At 38.4% G+C, this 24,422-nt stretch carries 28 protein-coding genes and 3 tRNA genes; 25 read left to right on the plus strand and 6 right to left on the minus strand.

The features are described 5' to 3' along the window. Window positions 1-43 precede the first annotated feature (43 nt). The 19 genes from ORI89_RS17345 to ORI89_RS17435 all read left to right on the plus strand — a co-directional run bounded on the left by ORI89_RS17345 (window position 44) and on the right by ORI89_RS17435 (window position 12,228). Entirely contained in the window at window positions 44-421 is a 378-nt protein-coding gene (locus ORI89_RS17345) for a hypothetical protein (protein ID WP_268231783.1), read from the plus strand. Then, window positions 418-1,179 carry a terminase small subunit gene (locus tag ORI89_RS17350; protein WP_268231784.1) on the plus strand — a complete coding sequence of 254 codons (762 nt, stop codon included), beginning with the start codon at window positions 418-420 and terminating at the stop codon, window positions 1,177-1,179. Before ORI89_RS17345 ends, ORI89_RS17350 begins: the two co-directional genes overlap by 4 nt. Beyond that, complete coding sequence (locus ORI89_RS17355) at window positions 1,179-2,693, plus strand: terminase large subunit domain-containing protein (protein WP_268231785.1); 1,515 nt, start codon at window positions 1,179-1,181, stop codon at window positions 2,691-2,693. The genes ORI89_RS17350 and ORI89_RS17355 overlap by 1 nt, the downstream gene beginning before the upstream one ends. Before the next feature lie 26 nt (window positions 2,694-2,719). Next, the gene (locus ORI89_RS17360; protein ID WP_268231786.1) at window positions 2,720-4,273 is read left to right on the plus strand and encodes a phage portal protein; all 1,554 of its coding nucleotides are present in this window, start codon (window positions 2,720-2,722) and stop codon (window positions 4,271-4,273) included. Between the two features lie 133 nt (window positions 4,274-4,406). Further along, the gene (locus ORI89_RS17365) at window positions 4,407-5,042 is read left to right on the plus strand and encodes a thymidylate synthase (RefSeq protein ID WP_268231787.1); all 636 of its coding nucleotides are present in this window, start codon (window positions 4,407-4,409) and stop codon (window positions 5,040-5,042) included. 2 nt (window positions 5,043-5,044) lie between these two features. Continuing rightward, on the plus strand, window positions 5,045-5,455 hold the full coding sequence (locus tag ORI89_RS17370) for a hypothetical protein (protein ID WP_268231788.1): 411 nt from the start codon (window positions 5,045-5,047) through the stop codon (window positions 5,453-5,455). Between the two features lie 286 nt (window positions 5,456-5,741). Further along, window positions 5,742-6,443: a hypothetical protein gene (locus ORI89_RS17375; RefSeq protein ID WP_268231789.1), complete on the plus strand. Its 702-nt coding sequence runs from the start codon at window positions 5,742-5,744 to the stop codon at window positions 6,441-6,443. Between the two features lie 11 nt (window positions 6,444-6,454). Continuing rightward, window positions 6,455-6,856, plus strand: coding sequence for a hypothetical protein (locus ORI89_RS17380; RefSeq protein WP_268231790.1), 402 nt, complete (start codon window positions 6,455-6,457; stop codon window positions 6,854-6,856). A 35-nt stretch (window positions 6,857-6,891) separates the two neighbouring features. Continuing rightward, complete coding sequence (locus tag ORI89_RS17385; protein ID WP_268231791.1) at window positions 6,892-7,998, plus strand: major capsid protein; 1,107 nt, start codon at window positions 6,892-6,894, stop codon at window positions 7,996-7,998. 3 nt (window positions 7,999-8,001) lie between these two features. After that, window positions 8,002-8,490: a hypothetical protein gene (locus ORI89_RS17390; protein WP_268231792.1), complete on the plus strand. Its 489-nt coding sequence runs from the start codon at window positions 8,002-8,004 to the stop codon at window positions 8,488-8,490. Between the two features lies 1 nt (window position 8,491). Beyond that, window positions 8,492-8,824 (plus strand): DUF6706 family protein, encoded by a 333-nt coding sequence (locus ORI89_RS17395; protein WP_268231793.1) that lies wholly within the window; start codon window positions 8,492-8,494, stop codon window positions 8,822-8,824. Beyond that, complete coding sequence (locus tag ORI89_RS17400; RefSeq protein ID WP_268231794.1) at window positions 8,818-9,099, plus strand: hypothetical protein; 282 nt, start codon at window positions 8,818-8,820, stop codon at window positions 9,097-9,099. The genes ORI89_RS17395 and ORI89_RS17400 overlap by 7 nt, the downstream gene beginning before the upstream one ends. 1 nt (window position 9,100) lies before the next feature. After that, window positions 9,101-9,553, plus strand: a complete 453-nt coding sequence (locus tag ORI89_RS17405; protein ID WP_268231795.1) for a hypothetical protein — start codon at window positions 9,101-9,103, stop codon at window positions 9,551-9,553. A 2-nt stretch (window positions 9,554-9,555) separates the two neighbouring features. Continuing rightward, window positions 9,556-9,987: a hypothetical protein gene (locus tag ORI89_RS17410; protein ID WP_268231796.1), complete on the plus strand. Its 432-nt coding sequence runs from the start codon at window positions 9,556-9,558 to the stop codon at window positions 9,985-9,987. 42 nt (window positions 9,988-10,029) lie between these two features. Next, window positions 10,030-10,572 carry a hypothetical protein gene (locus ORI89_RS17415; protein ID WP_268231797.1) on the plus strand — a complete coding sequence of 181 codons (543 nt, stop codon included), beginning with the start codon at window positions 10,030-10,032 and terminating at the stop codon, window positions 10,570-10,572. Window positions 10,573-10,637: 65 nt separating this feature from the next. Continuing rightward, window positions 10,638-11,144 (plus strand): hypothetical protein, encoded by a 507-nt coding sequence (locus tag ORI89_RS17420; RefSeq protein WP_268231798.1) that lies wholly within the window; start codon window positions 10,638-10,640, stop codon window positions 11,142-11,144. Between the two features lie 38 nt (window positions 11,145-11,182). Then, entirely contained in the window at window positions 11,183-11,356 is a 174-nt protein-coding gene (locus tag ORI89_RS17425; protein ID WP_268231799.1) for a hypothetical protein, read from the plus strand. 17 nt (window positions 11,357-11,373) lie between these two features. Then, complete coding sequence (locus ORI89_RS17430) at window positions 11,374-11,739, plus strand: hypothetical protein (RefSeq protein ID WP_268231800.1); 366 nt, start codon at window positions 11,374-11,376, stop codon at window positions 11,737-11,739. Then, window positions 11,740-12,228, plus strand: coding sequence for a hypothetical protein (locus tag ORI89_RS17435; protein ID WP_268231801.1), 489 nt, complete (start codon window positions 11,740-11,742; stop codon window positions 12,226-12,228). A 41-nt stretch (window positions 12,229-12,269) separates the two neighbouring features. Here ORI89_RS17435 and ORI89_RS17440 read toward each other — a convergent pair whose 3' ends face one another. After that, a complete protein-coding gene (locus ORI89_RS17440; RefSeq protein WP_268231802.1) occupies window positions 12,270-12,794 on the minus strand; it encodes a hypothetical protein in 525 nt (174 codons plus the stop codon). Continuing rightward, window positions 12,794-13,033 (minus strand): hypothetical protein, encoded by a 240-nt coding sequence (locus tag ORI89_RS17445; protein WP_268231803.1) that lies wholly within the window; start codon window positions 13,031-13,033, stop codon window positions 12,794-12,796. The genes ORI89_RS17440 and ORI89_RS17445 overlap by 1 nt, the downstream gene beginning before the upstream one ends. 171 nt (window positions 13,034-13,204) lie before the next feature. Here ORI89_RS17445 and ORI89_RS17450 point away from each other — a divergent pair, with 171 nt between their 5' ends. The 3 genes from ORI89_RS17450 to ORI89_RS17460 all read left to right on the plus strand — a co-directional run bounded on the left by ORI89_RS17450 (window position 13,205) and on the right by ORI89_RS17460 (window position 14,295). Beyond that, a complete protein-coding gene (locus ORI89_RS17450; RefSeq protein WP_268231804.1) occupies window positions 13,205-13,441 on the plus strand; it encodes a hypothetical protein in 237 nt (78 codons plus the stop codon). A 111-nt stretch (window positions 13,442-13,552) separates the two neighbouring features. Further along, window positions 13,553-13,738, plus strand: coding sequence for a hypothetical protein (locus tag ORI89_RS17455; protein WP_268231805.1), 186 nt, complete (start codon window positions 13,553-13,555; stop codon window positions 13,736-13,738). Window positions 13,739-13,938: 200 nt separating this feature from the next. Then, on the plus strand, window positions 13,939-14,295 hold the full coding sequence (locus ORI89_RS17460; protein ID WP_268231806.1) for a hypothetical protein: 357 nt from the start codon (window positions 13,939-13,941) through the stop codon (window positions 14,293-14,295). A 49-nt stretch (window positions 14,296-14,344) separates the two neighbouring features. Here ORI89_RS17460 and ORI89_RS17465 read toward each other — a convergent pair whose 3' ends face one another. From ORI89_RS17465 to ORI89_RS17480, 4 genes are all read right to left on the minus strand, one after another. Further along, window positions 14,345-14,587, minus strand: a complete 243-nt coding sequence (locus tag ORI89_RS17465; protein ID WP_268231807.1) for a helix-turn-helix domain-containing protein — start codon at window positions 14,585-14,587, stop codon at window positions 14,345-14,347. Between the two features lie 227 nt (window positions 14,588-14,814). Next, window positions 14,815-14,915 (minus strand) — tRNA-Val (locus tag ORI89_RS17470). Window positions 14,916-15,634: 719 nt separating this feature from the next. Beyond that, window positions 15,635-15,706: transfer RNA gene (locus ORI89_RS17475), tRNA-Glu, on the minus strand. Between the two features lie 154 nt (window positions 15,707-15,860). Next, a tRNA-Met gene (locus tag ORI89_RS17480) sits at window positions 15,861-15,935 on the minus strand. Window positions 15,936-16,221: 286 nt separating this feature from the next. Here ORI89_RS17480 and ORI89_RS17485 point away from each other — a divergent pair. The 3 genes from ORI89_RS17485 to ORI89_RS17495 form a co-directional block, all read left to right on the plus strand. Then, complete coding sequence (locus ORI89_RS17485; protein ID WP_268231808.1) at window positions 16,222-20,793, plus strand: phage tail tape measure protein; 4,572 nt, start codon at window positions 16,222-16,224, stop codon at window positions 20,791-20,793. Continuing rightward, window positions 20,794-21,213: a hypothetical protein gene (locus tag ORI89_RS17490; protein WP_268231809.1), complete on the plus strand. Its 420-nt coding sequence runs from the start codon at window positions 20,794-20,796 to the stop codon at window positions 21,211-21,213. Window positions 21,214-21,225: 12 nt separating this feature from the next. Beyond that, window positions 21,226-24,422, plus strand: a 3,197-nt coding sequence (locus ORI89_RS17495) for a hypothetical protein (protein WP_268231810.1), incomplete at its 3' end; no start/stop codon positions are given.

The raw sequence follows: 24,422 nt of genomic DNA on the forward strand, positions 1-24,422 counted from the left end.
TTAATCATTTGGTTAAGTTGAGTTAAGTTTATAGCTTTGCTTTATGATGCATAAAAACATTCTAAAGCTAGCTATGAAAGATAATCCAAGTATTGATTTTGATGCTTATAAGGATATGTTGACTGCACTTCCTTTGGATGACAGCCTCATTGATAGGCTTCATAAAGCATCCTTTTCAGATCGGAGTATCAAAGATTCTGATTTAAGATTTGTGGCGGCTATGTTGATACTATTCTCCCCTAAATCAATTTATTTAGAAGAGAAGACAGTTTACGGTGTCGCAAAAGCCATATTAAAGAAACTTGATCTTAGTGATAGATTCAAGGCTATGTATCGGATTAAAGTAGCTCGGGAAGTATATGAGGTTGATTCTGTGTTCAAGGGTCATGTTGATAAAATAGTTGAGGAGGTGAGGGTATGAGTGATGAGATAGTTGAAAAGGCAAGGTTAACAGCTAAGCAGCAGTTGTTTCTCGATGATTATTTAATTCACTTCAATGCTACGAGAGCTGCTAAAAATGCGGGATATTCTGAAAAGACAGCATACTCGCAAGGTCAGCGATTGTTGAAGCATGTTGAAATTTCGTCTCATATCGAGGCTCGTTTGAAAGAATCACGCATGAACTCAGATGAGGTCATGAAGATGATGAAGGACATTGCTGGGTCGAACATGAACGAATACATGACCGTTGTCCAGCGTGAGCGACGGAAGTTCGTCCCAAAATCATTGAACGTTTTGATTGAGAGGAAGAATCTCGAAATCAAAAAACATGTGATGTACATTGAGCGAAAAGGACTCGATGGGGAAGTTTACGACGGATATGTCGAAAAGAATATATTTCCGTTGGAGGATGCGATTCTCCGTGCGGAGATAGATTTGGAACTAGACCCACTAGCTACCTTTGAAGACAGTGAAGTTGAGTCGTATGAATCCATTGAACTTGATCTTGTTAAACTAGCTAAAGACAAAGAGGCTGGAAAGGTGAAATCATTTGAGTTGACAAAATTTGGCCCTAAAGTGGAGCTGTATCCTGTTGATGGTATGCTGGATAAGCTCGCACGAGTAAATGGTATGTATAGCGATACACTCATCGTTGATGACAAAAATAAGATCGACCCAGATAAATTGGATGACGATACATTACGTAAACTTTTAGGGGCGGTTAAACGAGAAGAGTAGTGAATGAGGTAGTAGACATATTGGCAAACTTTGATGTTAGAGAGCTTCAAGGGATATCCTTCAAGAGAGGGATATTTGACTTTATAGTCGAAACACCTAAAGGTACCCATTTAAAGCAAGAGGAGGCTTTACGGATTTTAACTGATAACGTTACAGAAGAATTTCTTTACGGTGGAGCTGCAGGCGGCGCAAAGTCGTGGACTGGGTGTTGCTGGCTAATGTTTCAATGTTGGAATTATCCTGGTACCAGATGGTTTATAGGCCGAGAGGAACTAAAGCGAATTACCGAATCTACTCTGATTACATTCTTTAAAGTTGCTTCTGCTTATGGAATGAGAAATGGAATAGATTTTAAATATAACGGACAAAAGAACTTTATTCAGTTTAAAAATGGAAGCCGAATTGATTTACTTGAATTGAAATTTCTTCCTAGAGATCCAGTGTATGAGCGTTTCGGATCTACTGAATATACTGGTGGTTGGATAGAGGAGGGCGGTGAGATTGATTTTGGAGCATATGATGTTTTAAAAACTCGTATTGGTAGACAGTACAATGAGAAATATAACCTTATTGGAAAACTGTTCATTACATGCAATCCGAAAAAGAATTGGATGTATACGACCTTTTATCTACCTAATAAAAGAGGGGAGCTCCCTGAGATTATGAAGTATCTAGCTGCATTCGTTCAAGATAATCCTCACATAGATAACGGTTATGTTGAAAGACTTCGTAGAACCAAGGATAAGGCAAAAAAAGAACGTCTTTTGAATGGTAATTGGGAGTATGATGATGATCCAAATGCTATGTGCAAATACGATGATATTATGGCAATGTTCTCTAATACACATTTGTGGGATAAGTATAACAACATGGTTGAAAAACCAAAATGGTACATCACTGCGGATATCGCTCGTTTTGGCTCGGATAAAGCTCGTATAGGTGTTTGGTGGGGTTGGATTCTTATGGAGTGTCATTCATTCGATAAGTCATCCACAACAGATATTCAAGCTTGTATAAACGCTATGCGTTCGAAATGGAGCATTCCAGCCCATCACTGCATTGCGGATGAGGATGGTGTTGGCGGAGGTGTAGTTGATATTTGTGGAATACTTGGTTTTGTAAATAACGCTAAAGCAATAATCACAGAAGAATCTAAGGAGAATGATAACCGTTATTATGGCGAGAGTAAAAAGGATTTGCCACATAAAGAGAATTATCAAAATCTCCAAACTCAATGTGCTTATCTATTAGCTGATGAAATTTCAGGTCATAATATCTTGCTGAAATGCATTGAAGCAGACTCCGAGCAACAAGAAATCCAAGAAGAGTTCTCTTGGTTAAAGACTTATAAATCTGACGATGATAACAAGCTTCGAATATTACCCAAAAAGGAGGTTAAAAAAGAAATTGGACGTTCTCCGGATTGGCGTGATTTAATCCTTATGAGAAAGTATTTTGACCTGGTTATTGAAACCGAAGAAATAGACGATTCAATATTTGATATGTTTCACTAAACCCTAACCGCAAATAATAATAAGTAATGGCTAAAAAAGAAGAAAAAAAAGATATTCAGCTACCTACTCCAGCTCTCCCGGCTATTGTACAAGCAGTTGGGGTATCTGTTGCCCCAGTCTATGCAACAGCTCAAAAAGAATATGATGTAACACAACATGACGTTTTTAATCAAGCGGTAGGTTTTAGACCTAAGAAGAAGGTAAGGACATTACGTAAGGATGCGGAAGGAAAACCAATTTTGGATAAAAATGGGAAAAATATATACGACACTAAACGTATTGAAGTAAATCGTATCGGTGTACCGCTCCAAGAGTTAATTGTAAAGCGTCGGGTTTCCTTCATGAATGTATCTAAGATTCAGCTTGAAGCTAATCCTCAAACAGAACATGAGAAAAGGCTTTATCAGATGATAAAGAAAATGCGCGATGATAATAAGATTGCTTTTATCGAAAAGGAAGTTGCACGTCGTATGCTTAGTGAACTTCAGGTTGCCAAATTGTGGTATTCTGAATCTGTTGAACCTGGTTATTGGGGAGATATTTCATCTCAAGGGAAATTCAAAATGCGCTGTAAAGTGCTCTCACCTGAATTAGGAGATACGCTATTGCCAGTATTTGACGACTTTGGCAAGATGATTTATTTCGGAAGGATTTATCAATCATCTAGAAGCTTTGCTGACTTAATTGCAGACCCTAATTTCTCAGGATTGACAGCTGATAAAGAAGATAAATTTGATGTCTATTCAGCTACCCACATTTACAAATTTCGTAAAGCCAAGTCAGGAGAAGATGTATTATCAACAGCCAATAATAATGGTTGGATAGTTGATAGCATAACCACTCATAGCTATGGTAAAATACCAGTAACCTATTATTCAAAGCCTATGCCTCCATGGGCGCCTGTTCAAGCTGCTATTGCTCGTATAGAAACTTTAATATCGAATGTTGGTGATACTAATGACTATCACGCGTCGCCAGTATTCGCAATGTTCGGTAAGGTAGGAGCTAAAGTTCTTGAAAAAGGTGAGCAAGGTAAGTCTTTACAAATTGAAGGGGAAGGTGCTGATGCACGTTATGTTACTTGGGAGCAGGCAATCGATGCAGTAGAGTTTGAATTGAACACTCTTATGAATTACATATTCACTTGTACGCAGACGCCGCAGATGGCTATGGAGGACTTGAAAGGCTTGGGGGCTTTGTCAGGTGTCGCATTTGATCGTGTTTTTCAAGATGCTCATTTAGCTGCTCGTGATGAAATTGACGGTGAATACGGGATGAGTACACAGCGTGATATTAATCTACAGATTGCTTTTTGTGGTGCTATTGATACAACTTTGAAAGCGGCAACTAAAACTTTGAGTATAGGTTTTGATATACCAATCTATCGTATTAATGATGATTCGGAAACCGTTGATCTACTGCAAAAGGCTGCAGGAGGATCAAAGGTGATTTCTCAAAAAACAGCGATCGAATATTCTCCTTTGACCAAAAATGCGGATGAAGAACTTAAGCAGATTCAGAAGGAAGAGGCGTTAATTGTCGAAAAAGAAAAGAAAGAGGAGGTGCCAGATACTCAATAAAAAAGTCCCCCAGCATATTTAAACAGTTTCTCACGCTCATTTAAATAAAACCCACAAGAGGTTCGCTAGAGGACTAAAGTCTTCGTTACCCTGTGAGTTTTAAATAAGCGTGAGAAACGCAAATATCGATAATATGAATAAGTATCACAATATGCTGGGCAAAATAGTTGCCAAAGGAAAATTACAAGAGAATAAGAAAGGATATATTAAATACCTTTTAAATCAAAAGCTAGAATTAAAACCAGGAGATCTTTTAGAAATTTTTGAAGGTCACAGTATAGCTAGGAGAAAGTTAAATGCAGAACTAGATCTGTTTCAAAAGGGGGAACGTCTGACAGAGAAGTATAGGGAAATTGGAGTTACGTGGTGGGACTATTGTGGGCCTATCTTGGTAAACTCTTATCCTACGTACTTTGAACAACTGCCCGATCTAATAAAAAGAATAAATAAAGAAAAAAGGTCATCTAAAAATTATGTCTTATTTCTTGGGAGGACAGATGTTGAAAGTAATCAACAACCATGCTTGAGTTTAATACAATTTCAAATAGATAAGGGGAGGTTGGTGATTTCCGCTTACCAACGGTCTTCCGACGCTTCACTTGGTTTGCCCGCAGATTTGTATCATCTCTATTTAATCAGTACTCAGATACACTGCAAGCTTAAATCAATAACTCTCTTTATAGGGAATGTCCATATCTACGAAAACAACTTAGAAAATACCACTAAGTTGTTAGAGGGAGAGCCTGTAAGATTTCAACTTAATGTTTAAGAATGATTTATGAATTAGAAGTTGTTTACTATGGCCCTGACTTGTACAATCAGTCAGTGATATCTTCGTTGACTGGCTTAAATTTTGATGAAGCCGATCAGGCTGTAAAAAGTGTAAGACGTAAAAGTTGGAGCGGTCAGGCGTATGTTAAATTGTTTCAGAACCTCGGATTTAATACGAATCCGAGGTTTGTTAAATTTGAGCCTAATACTCCTTATCCTTGCATCATGCGTTGTCGTAATGATAAAAAAGGATATTGGTATTTATTTCTTTATCATGATGGGGTTATTTACGACATGCACGGTAACTCATTCCGCTTAGATGATCCTTTTAATATTGTTTTTTGTAATGGCTCTTATTTTCTTAAGCTATACGGTATGAAGGTGACTAGTATGTTGCAGGTATGGATATAAGTTGTTTCATCAAACTGAGCAAAATTTGTTTACATCCTTCGTGATTTTCCCCTCATAATCAAACACCCATTCCTTTATTTTATTAGAATAATAGAATAATGTGTATCATATTGATGTCTCTAATTGTCGTAAACTAAATATAGAATTTCTTTTGCACATGTGGTGTATATGTGCAAATATCATAATCGCAAAGCGTAACCGTTCGGTTAATTTTGTGTTTAAAGTAATTAACTGAGGATAGCACGGATTAGCTACTCCGGATTAGACTCTACAAACACAAAAAAACATGTCACTAAAAGCAAAAATCATTTCTAAACTGAAAGCGAAGGCAACTACATTAGGTGTCAACCTTTCAAACGTTCGGATCAACGGACTAGCGGACAAGTTAGATGCAGTTATCACTAACGAGGACGATATCGACGGTGAAGTAGACAAACTAGACCAAGTATTAGGTTTTAAAGAATTGGCAGCATTGGATGATGCTAAGCGTAATGCTGATAAAAAGGCGGCAGAGGAGGAGGATAAAAAAGATCCTGAAAAGAAAGATACTGTTGACCCAGAAAAGAAAGATCCGGAGGGGAAGGATGAAGCACCTTCTTGGTTTAAAGCGCATGTTGAGAGCCAAAATAAGGTGATCGAAACCTTAGCTGCTACAGTTACCAACCTTCAGAAAGGCAATACGGCGCAGTCAAGACGCCAACAACTTGAAGCTAAATTAGAAAACGCTCCTGAAAAATTCAAAGCAAGAACTCTTCGTGATTTTGATCGATTAAAGATAGATAGTGATGATGACTTCACTAACTACTTAGCCGATGTTGAACAAGATGTTGCGGATGAAATACAGGCGCAAAGTGATGCTGGCTTAGGAAATGATTCTCCTCCAAGAGGCGGAGGTGGTGGTAGATTGAAGGATGACGAGGTGTCTCCTGAAATGAAAGCAATTGTTGAACAGCGTAAGGCCGATGCAGTAGCTAAGGCAGGCGCTTAACATTTTATTAAATGGGATTAATAGGAATTAAAAGAACAGGTACACAAGGTTTTCAAAAAGTAGTTTTTGAGAATGTTGTTGATACCCTTCCAGGGGGATTGATCCTCGATGTGAAGAAAGCGGATTATCCCGATGGGTATGTGCCTGCTGGCACTTTAGTTGGTCGTGATGCGAACGGAGTGGGGAAAGTTGTAAAAACTATCCCTGGTGATAGTGAGGCAGAACCACCTACAAAAGCTACTACAGACATTAAGCCGATCGGTAGAACTTACCGTGATTCGGAAGTATGTGAGGGTGGTAACACCTATGCTAATGGCGTGGTGATTAGTGGTACAGCTCGAATAAAAGCATTGCCTGATTCCGCTACTGCAGCGGAAATCGAGGGATTGACCCCACGTATCACATTGGTTTAATTAACAGAATAGAAAACAAAACATAATCATAGATAATGATAAATGTACAAGAATTAGTGCCTGAATTCCGTAGAGCAGATGCACAAGTGTATGTGGAGACGTACCCATTCGATACGCTTCAATATCAAAGTGCGTTCCCTCTGCAGTATCAGCCTACTTTAAAATGGTCAGCAATTGAGGCTCAATTTGGCGCTAAAGTAATGGCGTCGGTTGTTGATTTCAATAGCCGTGCACCAAGATTTGGACGTAACCTTCCAACCAAACTCGAGGGTGATATTCCTAAGTTGGAAATTGCACGTGACAAAGTTGAAACAGACTTTATCACTTTGATGGACCTGCAAGATGCAGTTCGAAGATTACCTGCTGGCAATACTCGAAGAGAAGCTGCTGAGCGTGTATTGGACTGGCATTATGAGGATCAAGTATTTGCTCGTAATGGTGTAGAAGCTCGTTTGGAGTGGTTGTCGAAGCGTATTGCCTCAACTGGGGGGTACAAATTGACTCAAATTAATAATGAGCAAGGTATTAAATCGATAGTGGATATTGACTTTGCCATCCCTTCTGCAAACAAAGTAAATGCTGAAAAGAATTGGAGTGAACCTAATGCTGACATCATTGGTGATATCAAAAAAATCAGACGCATGGCGAAACTTGCTAATCTACCTGAACCAAAAATCATGTGGTGTGAGCAAGAGACTATTGAGCAGGTGGCTCAAAACGCAGGTGTTCAGAAATTCGCTGCTACTTACGTAGCTAATGCTTTAGGTTTGCAACAAGAACCGGGCTTGGAAGAAATCAATAGAGCATTGCGTTCTAAAGGGTATCCTGTTTTCAAAGTTTGGGAATCGGCTATGATTCAAGAATCAAAAAGCGGTGACCAAACTGTTGTAAGTGGTTGGGAGCCTGGAGTTGTTACTTTCTCAGTTACTGAACAATTGGGTAATACACAGCATACAACGTCTGCAGATGAATTTGTAACCGCTGGTGTAGCTCAAAAAACTAAATCGGGTATTGTATTAATCAAAACTTGGGGAGTAGAAGATCCTATCACTGTAGTGACCAAAGGAACTGCATACACTACTCCAGTATTGAATAATGCAAAATCAATTTTCATCTTAAAAACAATCTTACCTGGAGGATAATCAATGTCTACAGAAACAAATAAAGAGAAGGCTGGGGCTAAAGCCCCTGCAACTTCTTCTAAAGTAGAAGAAACTCAAAATGACAATCAAGGCGCGTTGGACTTATCATCTAAAGGTGATGCTCCTAATGTTGATTCGCTAACTGCACAAGTTTCTACACTTACAGCAGAATTAGATTCCAAAAATTCGGAAATCGAGAACCTTAAAAAAGAGCACGAAGCTTTTAAAGCTAAGCTTAAGCCTGAGATTGAGAAGATTCAGGCAGAGAATAATTCTCTTAAAGATCAAGTTGCTTCATTGCAAGCTGAGGGATCTAAGTCAACAGGAAAGTCAAAGGGGCAGAAGTCAGCGCCAAAATTCATTGTTGTAAGTGCTTTTCGAGGTATACAAGAGAATGATAAGGTATTTGATGTAGATGCTGATGTTTCTCATTTTGACTCAGAGCGATTAGCGACTTTGATCGCAAAAGGCCTTGTAAAGGAGGTGAAGTAATATGACGAATAGGGGAGCTCTACAAGCTAAAATAGGTCAGCGTATCAAGGCCGCAAGTATTGATTTGGTATTGTTAGAAAATGGTCTTGATCCAGCAACAGAATATTGCCCTACAAAAGAGGAAAATCGCAGGTCTATTGAACTAGCTCAGGCAGAGCTTCTCTTTTTGTTGTGTACCAACCCTAAGTCAGTAAAAGAATTGGATTACCAAATCACACAGCATGAGATTGATCAATTGTTAAAGTTGAGAGGGATTATTCTCGCCAAATGGGGTGTGGACGATGGCTCTGATGATGATGGTCCTAGAATAACAAGCGTATCAGACTTATGGTAGATCAATATCCTGATAAATTGGTTTATGAAAACCCAGAAGGGGTTAAAGTTGAATTAGAATGTCGTTTCCGACCAACTAAAGGTGCAACTTTTCGAAAAAATCAAGATGGTACAGATGTTCAGGTCTCCTTTGATATAGCGTTTCCTGATGGTACGCCATCTATATTATTGGGGACTGTTTTCGATGCGGTAAATGAGCGAGGAGAGATTTTTATTTATCAACAGGAGTTGTTGACATTTCATGTCGGTGCACTTCATTGCTTAGGGAGCTGTTAGTATGAAAATTGCACTTACTATTACTACTGATATGAAAGCTCTTTCTAAAGAGATTGAAAAAAACATAGAGTTAGAAACGATAAAACATTTGTCAAAAGTTTTGAATCGTGCGGTTGAACTGGTAAGAACAAAGATGCTTAATGAGGCTTATCAGGATCATACAGGTAATTTAAATAGCTCTACAGGTTTTTTGATTTATAAGGATGGCAAAGTTGTTCATGAGGACTTTCGATTAAGTGATAAAGGGACAGATAGGGAGTCAGGGTTAAAAAAAGGCAGATCTGTCGCTTTTTCTGTGTTAAGGGAAAATAGCGGTTGGGGAGTGGTATTGGTATCAGGGGAGGAGTATGCAAGTTGGGTTCAAAGTAGAGGTTACGAGGTCGTATTAGGGGCCACAACAGGGTTAGATAGCAAGCTTAAACAGGCTTTTAATGAAATTGGTGTTATAAAGTAAGTATGGTATTGAAAACAGCATTACAGGCGCTGAATGATGTAGTTGAAGTAATGGAATTAGCTGATTTGAAAAGTAATGTAGGGCTTACTGGTTCGTATCATGTCGTATCTAGAGGTCTTTCAACTAAAGAGGATATTGTTGTGAATTCAGTTAAGTCCGGTGCTGATCAGGTATCAGAAACTATAATTAACATCAATATCCATGTTCCAAATCTTAAATCTCAATCGGCCGAAAACCCTAGTGCCATAGATAATACAAAGCCAAATACTCAGCGAATGGAAGAGATTGGTAAGATGGTTATGGAGGTGTTTAAGGACTATAGAGGCTATGATTTCTTTACAAGATTATTTAACAGTGGTGAGGTGATCCCTAATGGTTCGGGATTCTATTACAACATTGTGGTTTGGTATACATATCTACAAAAGGATTATTAATAAAAAGTATAACAGTCATTTGACTAAAGAAATTAAAATATTATGGCAGCAGTAACAGGTGTAGAGAGCATTGAGCTTGCTCTCGTTGCAGCAAATGGTGGAATGCCAACAACTGGTTGGATAACTATTAAGGATATTGAAATGGGGAGTGTTAATTTAGCAGTTCCACCATTGGAGAAAATCAGAATACGAGTTGAAGATAAAGCAGGGGTTCGTTGGGTATTACCCGGAGAAACAGATCCTGCATCTTTGGTTTTAAACTCATTGGATCTTAACATAGATGCGGCAAACTTACTTTTTAAGGGAAAAGTTACAACCGGAGCTACTGAGTTTGATGCACCTGCAGACAATGAGCAGATTTATTATTTGGCTTGTCGATTGACTTCTAAGCCTATTGAAGGAAAGAAGATGGTTTGGTCTGCGCCAGCTCTTGCTGGGAGCGCAGGTTTTGCAAACGCTTTGACCAAGGGTGGTTTTATGGCAATAAGTTTTTCGGGTGATACTACAACCCCAGTTGACGCAGATGGTAAAGCCGTTTCTCCTTGGGGGTATAAATTTATCGATACCACTTTACCCGAAGGATAGTTTATTTAGATATAGCCCGAAAGCCGAGGTTAGGCGGTGAGTAGGGCTTTTTTACTCCTAGCCCAATGAATACTAAAACAAATCAAGTAGCAAAAGAATTAGCGGAGGTGATCTCCGACAAAACAACCTTCTTCAAAAAGGTTAAAATTATATATCCTCACAAATGGCAACGTGTGTTATCATTTTTAAGAATCATCCCGAGAACAAATGATATTATTCTTACAGAATTATATCCAGGTACTGTTTTCCTCTTACTTTCTATATTGATCGATTTGAGGGTAAAGGGTGATGAGGGAGATACAGAGGAATTGTCATTCTATAAAATTATTAAGTCCAATATCCCGTTGATAAATAAGTTTATAGCTGTGGCAATAAATAATAAGGTCACAGAGCCGCCAAAATGGCTTTATGATGCGATAAATTATCAATTGACTAAAAATGATTTAGAATTTCTTGTTAATGACATCTACCGGAGGTTAGATGTAGAGATTTTTTTCGGCATCATGGCATCACTTCGAAAAATACAGGAAATAGGAGTTACCCTGGATCCAGAGGACCACACGCATTCATAGGTAATACATGTAAATATTATGGTTGGGAAGAACCAATCGTGAAATGGAAGATATCGTGGAGGAATCTGCTAATGTATAGTGCAGTAATTCCTGATATAGATTCGGATGACTCAAGTAGCGGAACAGGCTCATCAATAGGGAAAGGATCTGTTACTGGGGCAATTTCATTATTTGATATAGGAAAGCGTTTATCTGAAGGAAAAGGGGTATAGTTTTAAAAGTATATAATATGTCACAAATTAATGAATTGGCTATTAGCCACGCAAAAAGTGTTCTAGGGGAAGAACAGTATAAAGAGAATAAGTCAGCTACCAGATCTATAAAAGAAGATTTTACGGCTGGATTTAATGCTGCAAAAGGAATCTATGAGCCTTTGTTTGATGATACTCGTAAAAAGTACGAAGGTGTTTTGGATGAGTTTTCTGGTGTTTATTCTAAGTGGGAGACCCCTTTAGATATTGCTAAAACGGCTATACGAGAGCAACAATCTGAATCTTATTATTCTATAGTAAAGGATGATGTTAATGATATTATCAAAAGTGGTGATGGCCTTGATGAAGTTATGAAATATATCAATGGTTTAGTTAAAGAGTAAATGAAAGGTTGGGGTACAGCATTGATTAAAGATGTCCGTTTGCGCGGTTACGTGGAGGTTGAGGGAGTGCTGTATCCACCTAATTCCATTCAGGCCATATCTGTTAGCGCTAAACCTAAGAAACGAACTAAAGTTATAAAAACTGGCGATATCTATGATACTCGTAACATTCGAAACAAAGAAAAGTATAATGATCCCTTTATCAGGTTTATTAAACAAGAATTAGGGATAGATTTGTGGCCCGAATTTTACTTTTGTGTAGAGCGTCAGTTTAGAATAGACTACGCTATCCCAGATCTTAAAATAGCAATCGAACAAGAGGGAGGGATTTGGATGAAAGGAAATAGTGGGCATTCTTCTGGTACTGGAATTTCCCGTGATATGGAAAAGAATAATTTATTAGTTCAGAAAGGGTGGAGGTTGATTAGAAAGCAACCATCTGAGATGTTGACCTTGGAAACTTTAAAGTTGATTAAAGAGATGTTGTAATAGTAAAATAGTCAAAGGCTCTTACTTTGACTATTTTCATGCTATAGATCTTCAGTTGCTCTTTTCGATTCACTATCTCTGAAATCACTTTCTTCATTAACTACTTCTTTTGACGAAAATATCATTGAACCTTTGTCTGACCTGTTATCGTAATCTAATGTCAACCTTACCTTAGGTGATGACCACTCGAATTTATCCATGAATCGATTTGGCTTGTCAGTATATAACCCATAAGCTTTGTTAAGGATGTCTTTTATTTTATACCCATCAGCGGGATCAAAGAATACAATAATTCGGCTTATGCGTTCTCGGAATGTAGCAATAGCAATAGATTTGAGAGAGACATCCCCTATATTAAGGCCGACGGAGCTCCCTTCATAGAATTCTGAATCCTGTTCTCCTGGTCCAATAAGTTTAAAATCTTTATAATTTGAAACGGAATCTCCAAGTACTATTGTTTTGAATCCATTTTTTATATCAAGTTCACTTATTTTTCCGTAGTCCTGACCGAAAGAGCAGAGACTTGTAATCGTAATAATTATTATTGTTAAAATGTTTTTTCTCATTATGAATGATCTTGCTTATCCTTTCCATCTTCCAAAGCTTCTAGTCTCCTTAAAATAGCTTTTTGAACCTGCGTTTGTTCTTCAATGTTTTTGGCAATTATATCAAGTTTGTAGTACCAAAGAACAATGTTTCTAAATACTATAAATAATAGAACGATAAACCCGATCATTAGCAGAGTTCCAATGAGGTCTCCGAAAGATCCTTCGGATGCTGCGGACTGTAGTAATACTTTTCCCATTTTTAGATTATTTTTAAGTTATGATACCGTGAATATACAACAAAGTACCATATAAAGACTAAAAAGAAAAATGCCTAATTCGGTATAAACAAACGCACAGTCCTCGTTTATTTGTTACTTTTTATTACAATTGATGATATATTATTAATATTATGACTAAATTATGACACTTTGGCTGATCGGCTAAATTTTTGTTTTAAAGAATTATTTGTTTGTGACGTACAAACTTATGATGTAGGCGCTAAAGATCCGTTTAACGGTCTAAAAGATGCGTCTATTGCTGTTGGAGGTAGCGGTATTAGAGGAATGGTCAGCGATATTGGTGGTATTACCGGTAATACTGTTAATCTTGTTTATATTATTAATACTGTTTATAATTGTACTAGTATATCAGGGAACGTTGAGTAAACGTTGTGTGTTTGGCGGGATAGTTGGGAAGGTATACAGTTGTCTTTGAATTGTTTTTTTTAAGATTAAAATATACTAATTAAAATAGAAACGCACTTAAATCAACGTAAAATGATGCAGTCAGTGAAAAGCAAGAAACGAACCTCCAAAGGAGATCGTCTTAATTGGACTTCAATATCTGAGTTGAAAGAAATTACAATCAAAAAATTAGATGTAAAAGGAGCTAAAGTTTTTTCATCTAAAATGAATGAAACAAGAATTAATGGAAATTGCAATAGCAACTTACTTGTTCCTTAAAATTGAACTTTGATTACGAAGGATATGAACTGGAGTTCATACAAAAACAAAACATAAAAGATGATTCTGATCATCTTTTTTCATATATATATAGATTCACTTCGCCAATTACTAAGTTACATTATGTTTTAAAGGCGGACTTCCATAACAATTGTTTTTTATCAGTAAAGTTTTATCCGAAGCGCTACAGGAAGTCAGATATGAAATATTCGTTGATAACGAATAGGGGAGATATTGGCAATATATTAATAACATGCCTTAATATTATACCTATTTTGTTAAACATCCACCCGACTGCGTCTTTCGGGTTTGCAGCAGCTAGAACTTTTGACAAGAAGTCTAAGAAAGTGGAGCCTCTGAGAAAAAACCAAAGGTTTAAGGTTTACGCATATATAGCCCAAAGAAAAATTGGAGATCGTACTTTTCAGCATTTCGAATATCCAGAGGTTAGTGGTTATCTGTTAATTAATAGGTCTGCCAATCATAATGTAGAGTCTACTGAAATCATGATTAAATCTATGCTTAGCGAAACTTATAATGATTTGCCAATGCCTTAATTAAATATTTCCTACTCTTAACGATTGTGGTTTCATATCTCAAATATAGCTAATCTCTTTCACGCCAAATCACATGTCGAACCAAAAGATTTTCCATTGTTACTTTAAGCTTCCTGGATATTAAATAAATAGTCTCAATGCTCGGGATTGCTCTTTCCTCTTCATACGCACCTATTGAGCAGCGTTTTAACCCTAATAGCTCCGCAAGTTGCACCTGTGTGAGTTTTTTTGCTTTACGATAGCCTTTTAGATTGTCTGCAAATGTTTTCTTTATGTTTGGTTTGTTATCCATGGTTATTAGCTACTGATTTATAGTTGAACATTTATTTTTAATTCCCCTGATTCAGTTAACAAAAAAAACCGTGAGTGAAACGGGGAGGATCACCCACGGCGAATAAACCAATTATTAACCTAAATTATGAATTATGAGCATGTTAAAGTTAGCAGCTTACCTGCCAGCATAGAGTTTACCTGCTGACGCTAATCTATTCTCTCAAGTCGATTAGCACCCTTTAGTTGTGGAGAAGAAAGGATTCGAACCTTTGTTTGCTACCCGTTGTGAGCCTTTATAGCTTTTATCTCACCGCTTCTACGTAAGTGCCCAGCACTAACACTTCCCCAGTTATCGGTCTTTCCCGATTGTCACGATTGTATTTGCATCCTCCTGAGAATATTGTTTATTCCCGCGATAACCTCGAGATGTTTAGGGGTTGCTCTATCCGCTTACAACAACCATCACAAATTGCGGAGTGATATATTTTTAAGCAAGGGCAGGGCTTGATACCTGCACTAGATTATACCAAGTGTTAGCCAGCACCTTCAAAAGGGACACACGTTATGATTTTCACTTAGCTTATTGGACAGTCCTGTCTTCATAGCTGTTTACCTGACTTCGATTCCAACACAGGGTTTTGCACGATCCATCTATTTTACGTAATTATTGCGTCTCTATTCCGCCACCTTGCTTATATTTTTAAACAACAACGCAACCACTTTATGCAACAGGTGTCGGGTGTCATTCTTCATTCCCTCATGAATTACGCAAACTATCGCTAAGACTTTAAAGCTACCTTATGGTTTCAAGTTCTCGTTGTTGTTTATGTTTTTAAAGCAATACACCAGTCTCCTGCGCACGGTACTTGAAATGAACTAGTATATACGGATGCGTCCTTACTATACTATTATTGCTTTATGTTTTCAAAGAACTATTTTAGTTTATTTAACATTTTAACAAATGGTCTTTCAATCTCAAGTTGCAACCTTATAAGCGCCACTCTTAATGTTTTCCTTTTAAAGTAAAATGTGTTTTTAATATTAAACTTCATACCTAATCTTTCTGTACACTATACGAGAATCGAACTCGTGTTTCTAGGCTGAAAACCTAGCGTCCTAACCTCTAGACGAATAGTGTGTGTGCATTTACGTTTCAAATGCTAAGCAGGTTTCGTTAAGAACTTTCCTTTCAGGTAGGACATATAGTTTTTGCAAGTAACTACGGTGCGCTCTCCGCTTGCGTGGCCGACTAACTACCTCTTTCCATGAAATGCCAAATCATGTTGCCTTTGTTGCGTGGGGCTGGACTCGAACCAGCGATCTCTAGCTTATGAGACTAGCGAGCTAACCAACTGCTCCACCCCGCAAAATTTGGCATACAATTACAGATTTCAAAGCCGAATACCTCAAGGGAATTATTTCGGAACATTCTTCACGTTGTGGTATGCCAGCACTTTAGTTTTACCAACCGACTACGTGTCGTTAATCTTCTCGAAAATTGGGTGTTTTTTTTTATTTCAATGAACTATTGTACTGCAAGTATATAAATAATTCGAAACTTAACCAAATGGTTTTGTTTTTATTTTACATATGGCTGATATGTAGATTCTTGTATTTTATGAGGAATCTGACTCAAAGTACCTTTGAACCTATATGGCAGAGGTTAAATTTAAGTTCATTGGTGATGATAGTGACTTGCGTAAAAGGCTTGCAAACCTTGCTCGCCTGCAGGCTGAAATGACTGAAAAGTTCAATGTCAACTTAAATAAAAGTGTAAGTAATGGTATTGCTAAATCAATGCGTGACACTGCCAAAGAAGCTGTAAATGCTGCGAGAGAGGTTGATATACTGAATAAGACCGCTTCTGATAAGGCTATTACAGCTGCGAAGTTAGATCAAATGGAAGCTTTTAAACAGGCCAGACTTGCGATTGAAGCTGAAAGAAGAGAGAGTCAACGTTTAAAGAATGAATATGATGCTGGGAGGATATCCCTACAGAAGTTCAAAGAAGAACAGTATAAATTAAATGCTGAGCGCAAGGAGCAGGCAAGAATTGAGCGAGAGCTTAAGAAATATTTAGCCGAAAATAGCGAGTACGGCAAATTAGCTAAAGCCCTTAACACGGTGAGGAAAGAAGCTAAAGAGGTCCTTGCTGAAATGTTTCGTCTTGAACGTGCTGGATACAAGAATAGTGTGGGATATGCTGCTTTAGAGCAGAAATCAAAAGATCTTGTTAAGCAAACAAATATCCTCGATACAGGAATTAAGAAGATCGATGCCTCTCTAGGTCAGCATCAAAGAAATGTCGGTAATTACTCAGATGCTCTTGAGCTTATTAGCCCTCAGATTAGCCAAATAAATCAACGGTTAGCAATTTTTGGAACGTCGCTAGATCAACTATCTAGTAAGTCCGGTGGTATAAAGGAGCTAGGTTCTGCGTTTTTATCAGTAGGTAAGAATATTGTAAGCTTCGCTCTTTCTCCGATTGGGCTGTTGGTTACTGCCTTGGTTGGCTTGTTTATGCTATTCAAGAACAATAGGCAGACTGTCGCAAATTTCAATAGTGGGCTTCGTGATATATCTAAAACAACAGATATTGTAGGTAAAGACTTGCGCTCATTAGGCGGATCTATAGTGGATTTGTCTATGAAACTTAAAGTTGTTGATGCGACAAAGCTAACCGAATACGCCGCAATCGCTGGTCAATTAGGTGTGAAAGGCCGGGCTGATATATTAGCCTTCACAGAAGCTTTAGCGATGCTTGAAACTGCTTCTGATATCCGTGGGGAGGATGGGGGAAAAGAAATTGCTCGTATGCTTACCCTTGTTGATGGTGGCGTTCAGAACGTAAAGGCTTTTGGCGATGAGATCGTTAACCTAGGAAATAACTTCGCTGCATCTGAAAAAGAAATACTTGGTAATGCTGAGGCTATATCGCAAAACGTTGGACTGTATAGAATCGGTAGGCAAGAGGTTCTTGGATACGCTACTGCTACGAAATCTCTAGGTATAGAGGCCGAGGTTGTAGGTTCTACATTTCAAAAAACGTTAGGGCTCTTTGAAAAGTCAATTCGCTCTGGTAAAGGTGTTGCGGATATTCTTAAAGTTGTTGGTGGCTCGGCTGCTGATTTACAGGCTAGGTTTAAAACTGACGCTAGTGGAGTTTTCCAAGATTATATTAAAGGGCTGAATGATATACATAAGGCTGGCGGTAGTGTTCAAGCTCAGATGGAGCGTAACGGCATTATGGATATTCGTCAACGACGGGTTATTGGTACACTTGCGGCAGGATATGACACGCTATCTCGTGCTATGGACACTGTTAAAAATGCGAACGGTGCGATGCAGGAAGAGTTTGAAAATGGGGCGGGTAAGCTTGTAGAGCAGTCTAAGCGAATGGGTATTGCGTGGGATAATTTTGTTTTAAGTATAGAGGATGGGGAGGGCGTAATTGGACGTTCTGTAGTAGCTATAATAGGCTTCTTCGCTGATTTACTTGATCAAATAAATAAAACATTTAACCCTACATCTTCTCAAGAGTTTTGGACAAGAATGAATCCTTTTGGAAATCAAACTGCAGATAAAATTCGTGAGATCAACAAAGCCATGACGGAGGCTGAAAGTGTTGTTAAACGTGTGTCTGATTTTGATTTTAATAATTCTTCTCAACATGAACTAAACGACGTTTTTAGTGAGACAACATCTATAATCGAGAACTTATCAGAAACTTACAAGCGGTACAAAAAAGATGTAAATGAGGGTGTTTTAACCGATGCAGGGAAGAATAATTTAAAAGATTTTGAAGATACTTTAAATTTTCTACGAATTAAGCAGGCTAACTTTTTAAGATTTGGAGCTAAAGCAGTAGGTGGTAATACTATTACGAATGTAAAAACAGAGGAAGACGAAGAGCTAGACGAAAAAGCAAAAAGAGCAGCTGAAAGAGCCGCAGAACAAGCAAGGCAAGCTGTTGAGCGTCAAAGAGCTTTGCAGCTATCTATAGATCAAATAAATGAACAGGTTACTCGTAGCAACTTAAGTCGTGATGAACAGGAATTAGTTAGCGTAAAAGATAAGTATAAGAAAATTCGTGAAGAGGTGCGGAAGTTTTATGCTGACCCTAAAAACAAAGGCCTAAGAGTTGATGAGGGAGGGTTGTCTGCAAGTGAGAAGTTTGAGACTTCAGAAGCTGAGCGGAGAATATTAAATAAGGCGATACTCGCAGATATAGAAGAAAAAAGAAGCCTTTATGCGCAATTTGAGCAATATAAGTTAGAGTTAGGTTTAGCAAAAGCGGAAGAACTTATGCGGGGCCAACTAGATATAACAAAGAGCTATCTACAAGTGATTGAGGAAGAGTTCGGGAAATCAATTGTTGTTGACCCTACTGAAATGACAGCTGCTCAAAGAGAGCTATATGAAGCGGTAGCTAAGTTGGATTTAGAAGCAAAACAAGACGCAAAGAAGAAAGAGGAACGGCAATACGCTGATATATTAAAACTAATGGAGACTTATGCTGATAAGCGTTTAAGACTCATTAGTGATTTTGAAGAAAAGCGTAATAAAATTGTCGATTCTGCTACTGCCGAACAATTAAAAGCATTTGATGAAAAACATGTAGAAGAGCTTAATGCTCTTGATGATGCGAATATCCAAAAGCTTCAAGTTTATAAAAACTTATTTGAGGGTATTGAAAAGCTTTCAGACGCATCTTCTCGAAAGGTTATTGCTGACGCTAAAGCAAGACTACTGTCTGAAAAAGATATGTCTCCTGAGCTTCGCAAACAAATCATAGAAGCATTACGGAGTGCTGAAGAATCCCTGGATAATAGACTTTACGATAGAACTTCTAAAGTAGCGGAAGAGTTCAGCAGGATGGCCGGTTACATTAATAATGTTAATCAGGAGCTTGGGGATATGTTGAGTTTAGTTTCCAACGTATTAAAAGCTAGTGTTGACGTGGGAACAGGCTTTAAGGAGCTAACCAAGAACTTGAACAATTACCAAAAGAACAAAACGGATGGCGGAGGTGGTATACTTGGAGAAATATCCGCTATTGCTGGCGTGGCAGGATCTGCAGGGAAAATAGTCAGTGCAGTAACTTCTGTTGTTAGTGGGGTTCTTACAATAGGTAAGCGCACAAAAGAAATGAACCGTCAAGCTAGAGCTGAGGTACAGAAGTTTTACGATGAAGCGATTCGCGGAGAAATGGAATACCAAGCATTACTTCGTCAGCGTGAAATTGATACAGTAGCACGTGGTAAATCTTCTTACAATGCAATTATAGCGCAGCTTGATGCTCTTAAAAAACAGTCTCCTGAAATTGAAAAATCTTACAACAAGATATTTTCTGCATTGCAGAGTGAGGAGTATATCGATGATAAAGGGTATAAGCACGGGACGTGGTTTAGAAAAGCCAAGACGTGGGATATCATGGCATCTCTTCAAGGTGCTGATTACGATAGACTCGAAAAGCTATACAGTGAAGGTAGACTGAAAGATAAGGCTAAGGCAGATTTTGAAGCGTTGCGGGCATTGCGTGATGAGCTTGAAAAGCTTGGATTATCCTTAGAAGACTTGCAAGCGGATATGAACCGTTTGTTGACGGGCACGGATGCCGCTGCTTTAGCTTCGGGGTTACACGATCTATTAGAAAATGGTGTGACAAACGCCGCTCTTAATGCGGGGAAAAGCTTTCAAGATATTATGCGCAACGCTATTAAAGCAACCTTTCAAGCGAAATATTTACAAGACGCTATGACGCCTTTCTATAACGAACTCGCCGCTATGATGGAGGCGGGCACTCCTACTGAAAAGCAAATTGACGCACTACGTGAAAAATATGAATCAATTGCTGAAAAAGCTGCTAAAGAGTGGGAGAACATCGAAAAGATCACAGGGCAAGACTTATCTGATAAAACGAGCAAACAAGGAGAGTTGGCAAAAGGGATTGCAGGGATAACCGAATCGGCACCTGGTCGAATTGAAGCTGAATTTGGAGGATTACGCTTGGCACAGTTGGAACTACTGCAAGTTAGCAAAATTAATCATGCTGACTATCTGCGAATCTCTAGCGACAAATTAGGGCAATTAATAGCTATCCAAAACAACACATTCAGGACAGCTAACAATACCGATAGACTGGAAAATATTGAAACTGCTATCGTGCAATTAAACAATAAGATTACTAATACAGATGCTATAAGGAGGGGCGCAGGGTTTTAAATGAGCGCATATAGAATAAATGGGATAGATCCTGAATTACAATACGGATTGATTGTTGAAAAAGGCGTTGATGCCGAAATTTTGGCGATGCCTGCACTAAAAGACAGTGGCTTAGATATCGATTTTGTTGAGGAAAACGGAACAGACCGCTACCATGGTTCACGAAAATTTGAAAGTAAGAGGTATCAGGTGCAATGTTGTATAAAAGCAGAAAGTGCAGCTGCGTTGATGGTTAAATACAATGCGCTGGAGCAGTTTTTACTAAATACAGCTGTATTCAATTTTGATGATGTGATAAAGAACAGGCGATGGAAAGTCTTTTACAAGCGTATGGAGATTATTGATAAGGGAATTTCGTGGATTCGTTTTCGATTAGAATTGATTGATGACTATCCAACCGATTTATTCACAATTAGCTAGGAGGCCAAAGGGATGATATACGAGATTAAAAGAGGTAATACAGTTGTATGGAGGGGTAAGGCGATTGGTGCACAGTATAGAAAGATAATGCAAGAAGATCGTGTTGAAGTAGAAATTAATTCACCCTCAACACTTGCCTTTAAAAAAGGGGACTCTATTGTCGTTTATGGCCGTACTTATAAAATAAACAGGCCTACTAATATTACAAGGAAGAATACTCAGGTTGGATATGCTTATAATATCGAATTTGAAGCTTTGTATTACGATCTAGGTAAATGGGGCTTATTCACTTTAGACAAAAATAATAACCTCACTGAACGCAATGTGTACTTAATGAGCGACGCTAAGACTTTACTTGGTCTTGCTTTACAGAATGCAAACAGGGCTTCCAGCGGCTGGAGTCTAGGAGTAATTGACGATACAGAAGTATTTCAATGGTCTTTTAGTTCTGCGAAAATTCTTAGTGCATTGCAAGAGGTCGCAGACAAGACAGGACTTGAATTATGGTTTGATGACAAAACCATAAATCTTACCCGTAGGCAGCCGAATACAGGATTAAAGCTTGAATACGGCAAAGGTAATGAGCTTTATGAGTTGTATCGCACACGTCGTGAAAATCCTGTAGTAACACATCTTTACATTACTGGTGGTTCTAGAAATATTCCTAATAATTATGGATATTCTAACATACAGCCAACAGGCGGCAACCCTCTTGTAAATCCTAATTATTCTAATGGGGATGATATAGTAGAAGATTTTCATGTTTATGATAATATCTACCCTCGTCTGCACGCTTCAGTAACATCTGTTGTTTCGGAGAATGTTATTCGATCGTCCGATATTGATTTTGATTTAAATGATCATTTGCTTGATAATGGCCTTCCTGCTCAAATTGTTTTCACAAGCGGACAGCTTGTAGGCTTCACTTTTACCATCTCTGAAAACGGTTATAATCACGCCACAAGGCAAGTGACATTTAATAAAATAGTCGATGATCCCGCTTATCCTGACGGTGTACCTTCGAATTTATTAAAGCCTGCTGTTGGCGATAGTTTTGTTTTCTTACAAATTGATATGCCTCAGGTATATGTTACAGGGTCTGAAAATAAAGTGCTTGATATTGGTAATTCTTACTTTGCTGATAATGGAATAGAGCAATATAACTGGTCATGCAAGCCAATTCCTAGATTCTTGTTAGAACAGGAGGTTGAACTTATACTGGGTGGTATTGTCAACTTAAAAGCTACCGATATTGGCTATAACGGTAACATCCGGATCGATAGTTATGTTCGAGACCTACAAAAGGCACATCGTTATGAGTTCACCCTAAGCAATATTATCGGAATATCAGAATTTGCAAGAGAGCGCAACAAAAGCGATAAACTTGCTGATACGGTTACTAGAAATTTAGGCGACGGTGGTCTTCAAATAAATACAACATACGCCGAAAAAGCAGGTTATGCCGAAAGAGCCGGCCGTGCTGATATCGCTACTCATGCTGCAACAGCTGATACGGCTGGACATGCGAATACTGCAGACTTAGCTACTCACTCCCTTACAGCAAATCACGCAAATACTTCTGACTTAGCGACACGTGCTTTAAGAGCAGATCTATCGGATAATTCTATTTTGTGGAACGGGTTAGCGCAACCTAATTATTTAACGCAGCCTGTCCGTCCTTTGGATAGCCCAAAATTTGAAGGCATAGGTTCACAAAGTTATGTGAGCGGATGGGCAGGTCATGGGTATGCTCTAAAAAAGGATGCTAATGGAAACTATGTATTAGAAATTGACGATCTCTTTGTAAGAGGTGAAGCGAACTTTTACTCTTTAGTTGTTAATGAATTAAAGGGGACAAACGGTGCTGTAGTTGTTTCGGACGGTATTAAAATAACAGGGGCTACAAAAACTGGCGCTAATTACAATTGCACTATTGATACTGATGGAGGTAAGATAGTAGTGCCTTTCAAAGTTGGCGATGTTTTAAAGTGTCAAGTTTGGAATGGTAAAGGTGTTAAATATTTGGTCGCTAGGGTATTGACTGTTGTTACAGGGAGTTTTACGATTTCTATTTTAGACGGGTCTAGCATTCCTGCTGAGGGTGACGAATTAGTGCGCATAGATAGCTTTACAGATAATAATCGTAAAGGGGTGATTTACATTACTGCAAGTGATTCAGGTGCGCCTTTTATCGATACAGTTTATGGCATGTGGACGGACAGAGCGAACAGCGTACGCACCCGTATGGGTAATCTTGCAGGGATTGTAAGCCCTATTTTCGGTACACTAGCAGATTTCGGTTTTTATGGAAAACGAGCATACTTAGAAGAAGCGCATGTACACGGTACTCTTATAGCAACATCGGGTAGCAATGTCTATAACAAATCCGAAACACAAGCAGAAATTAGCAACGCTGAGGGGCGTATTAACCTACAGGTAACTAATAAGATAGATGCTATTCAGATTGGGGGGAGGAATTTATTGTTAAACTCTGAGCTATTAAAACGACCATTAGGATGGAGTAGTGGACAGCAAACGGATATTGAACATGGAGTTGTAACTATACGAAATAATGCAAGTGTCAGAGCGTCCGTTTTTTTTATAGTAGCAGACCGTGAATTCACTCTTAAATCAGGAGATGTATATATTATAGGATTTTGGTATTCCTTATCCAGTGCTGCTACATCATATGTAGCATTAAACACAGCATCATCTTCAGCAAGTAATCAGCAGGTCATTTCCTACAGCGCTAACTATTTTATCGGAGATAATACTTGGAGGTATGTAGAAATATCCTTTACTAAAGATTCATTTGCAAACCACACTGGGTTATCTATAGGTTTTCAAGCAAATGCACCCGATGGCTCTGTGAGTATGAGTATAAAAGAGCCTAAGCTTATTCAGGGTACTAAAATGGATGGGTTTTCCGTTGCCCCCGAAGACGTTGCTGCGGACATAAACGCCGTTCAATCATCTGTCACGAACCTTGCTGTTACAGTAGATTCTAACACACAGTCCATCACATCTAAAGCAGAGCGTACAGAAGTTAATGCGTTAGGAAATAGAGTAAGTACTGCTGAGGAAAAGATTACACCTGATGCAATTAACTTCACTGTTAAAGCTCAGGTCGACAGTAAGAGTACAGGTCGAATGATTTATCGAGACCCGAGTTTCGAAAGTGGACTAAACAGCGTCAAGGTATATAATAA

It is taken from the genome of Sphingobacterium sp. UT-1RO-CII-1, from assembly GCF_026711005.1.
Taxonomy (GTDB): Bacteria; Bacteroidota; Bacteroidia; order Sphingobacteriales; family Sphingobacteriaceae; genus Sphingobacterium.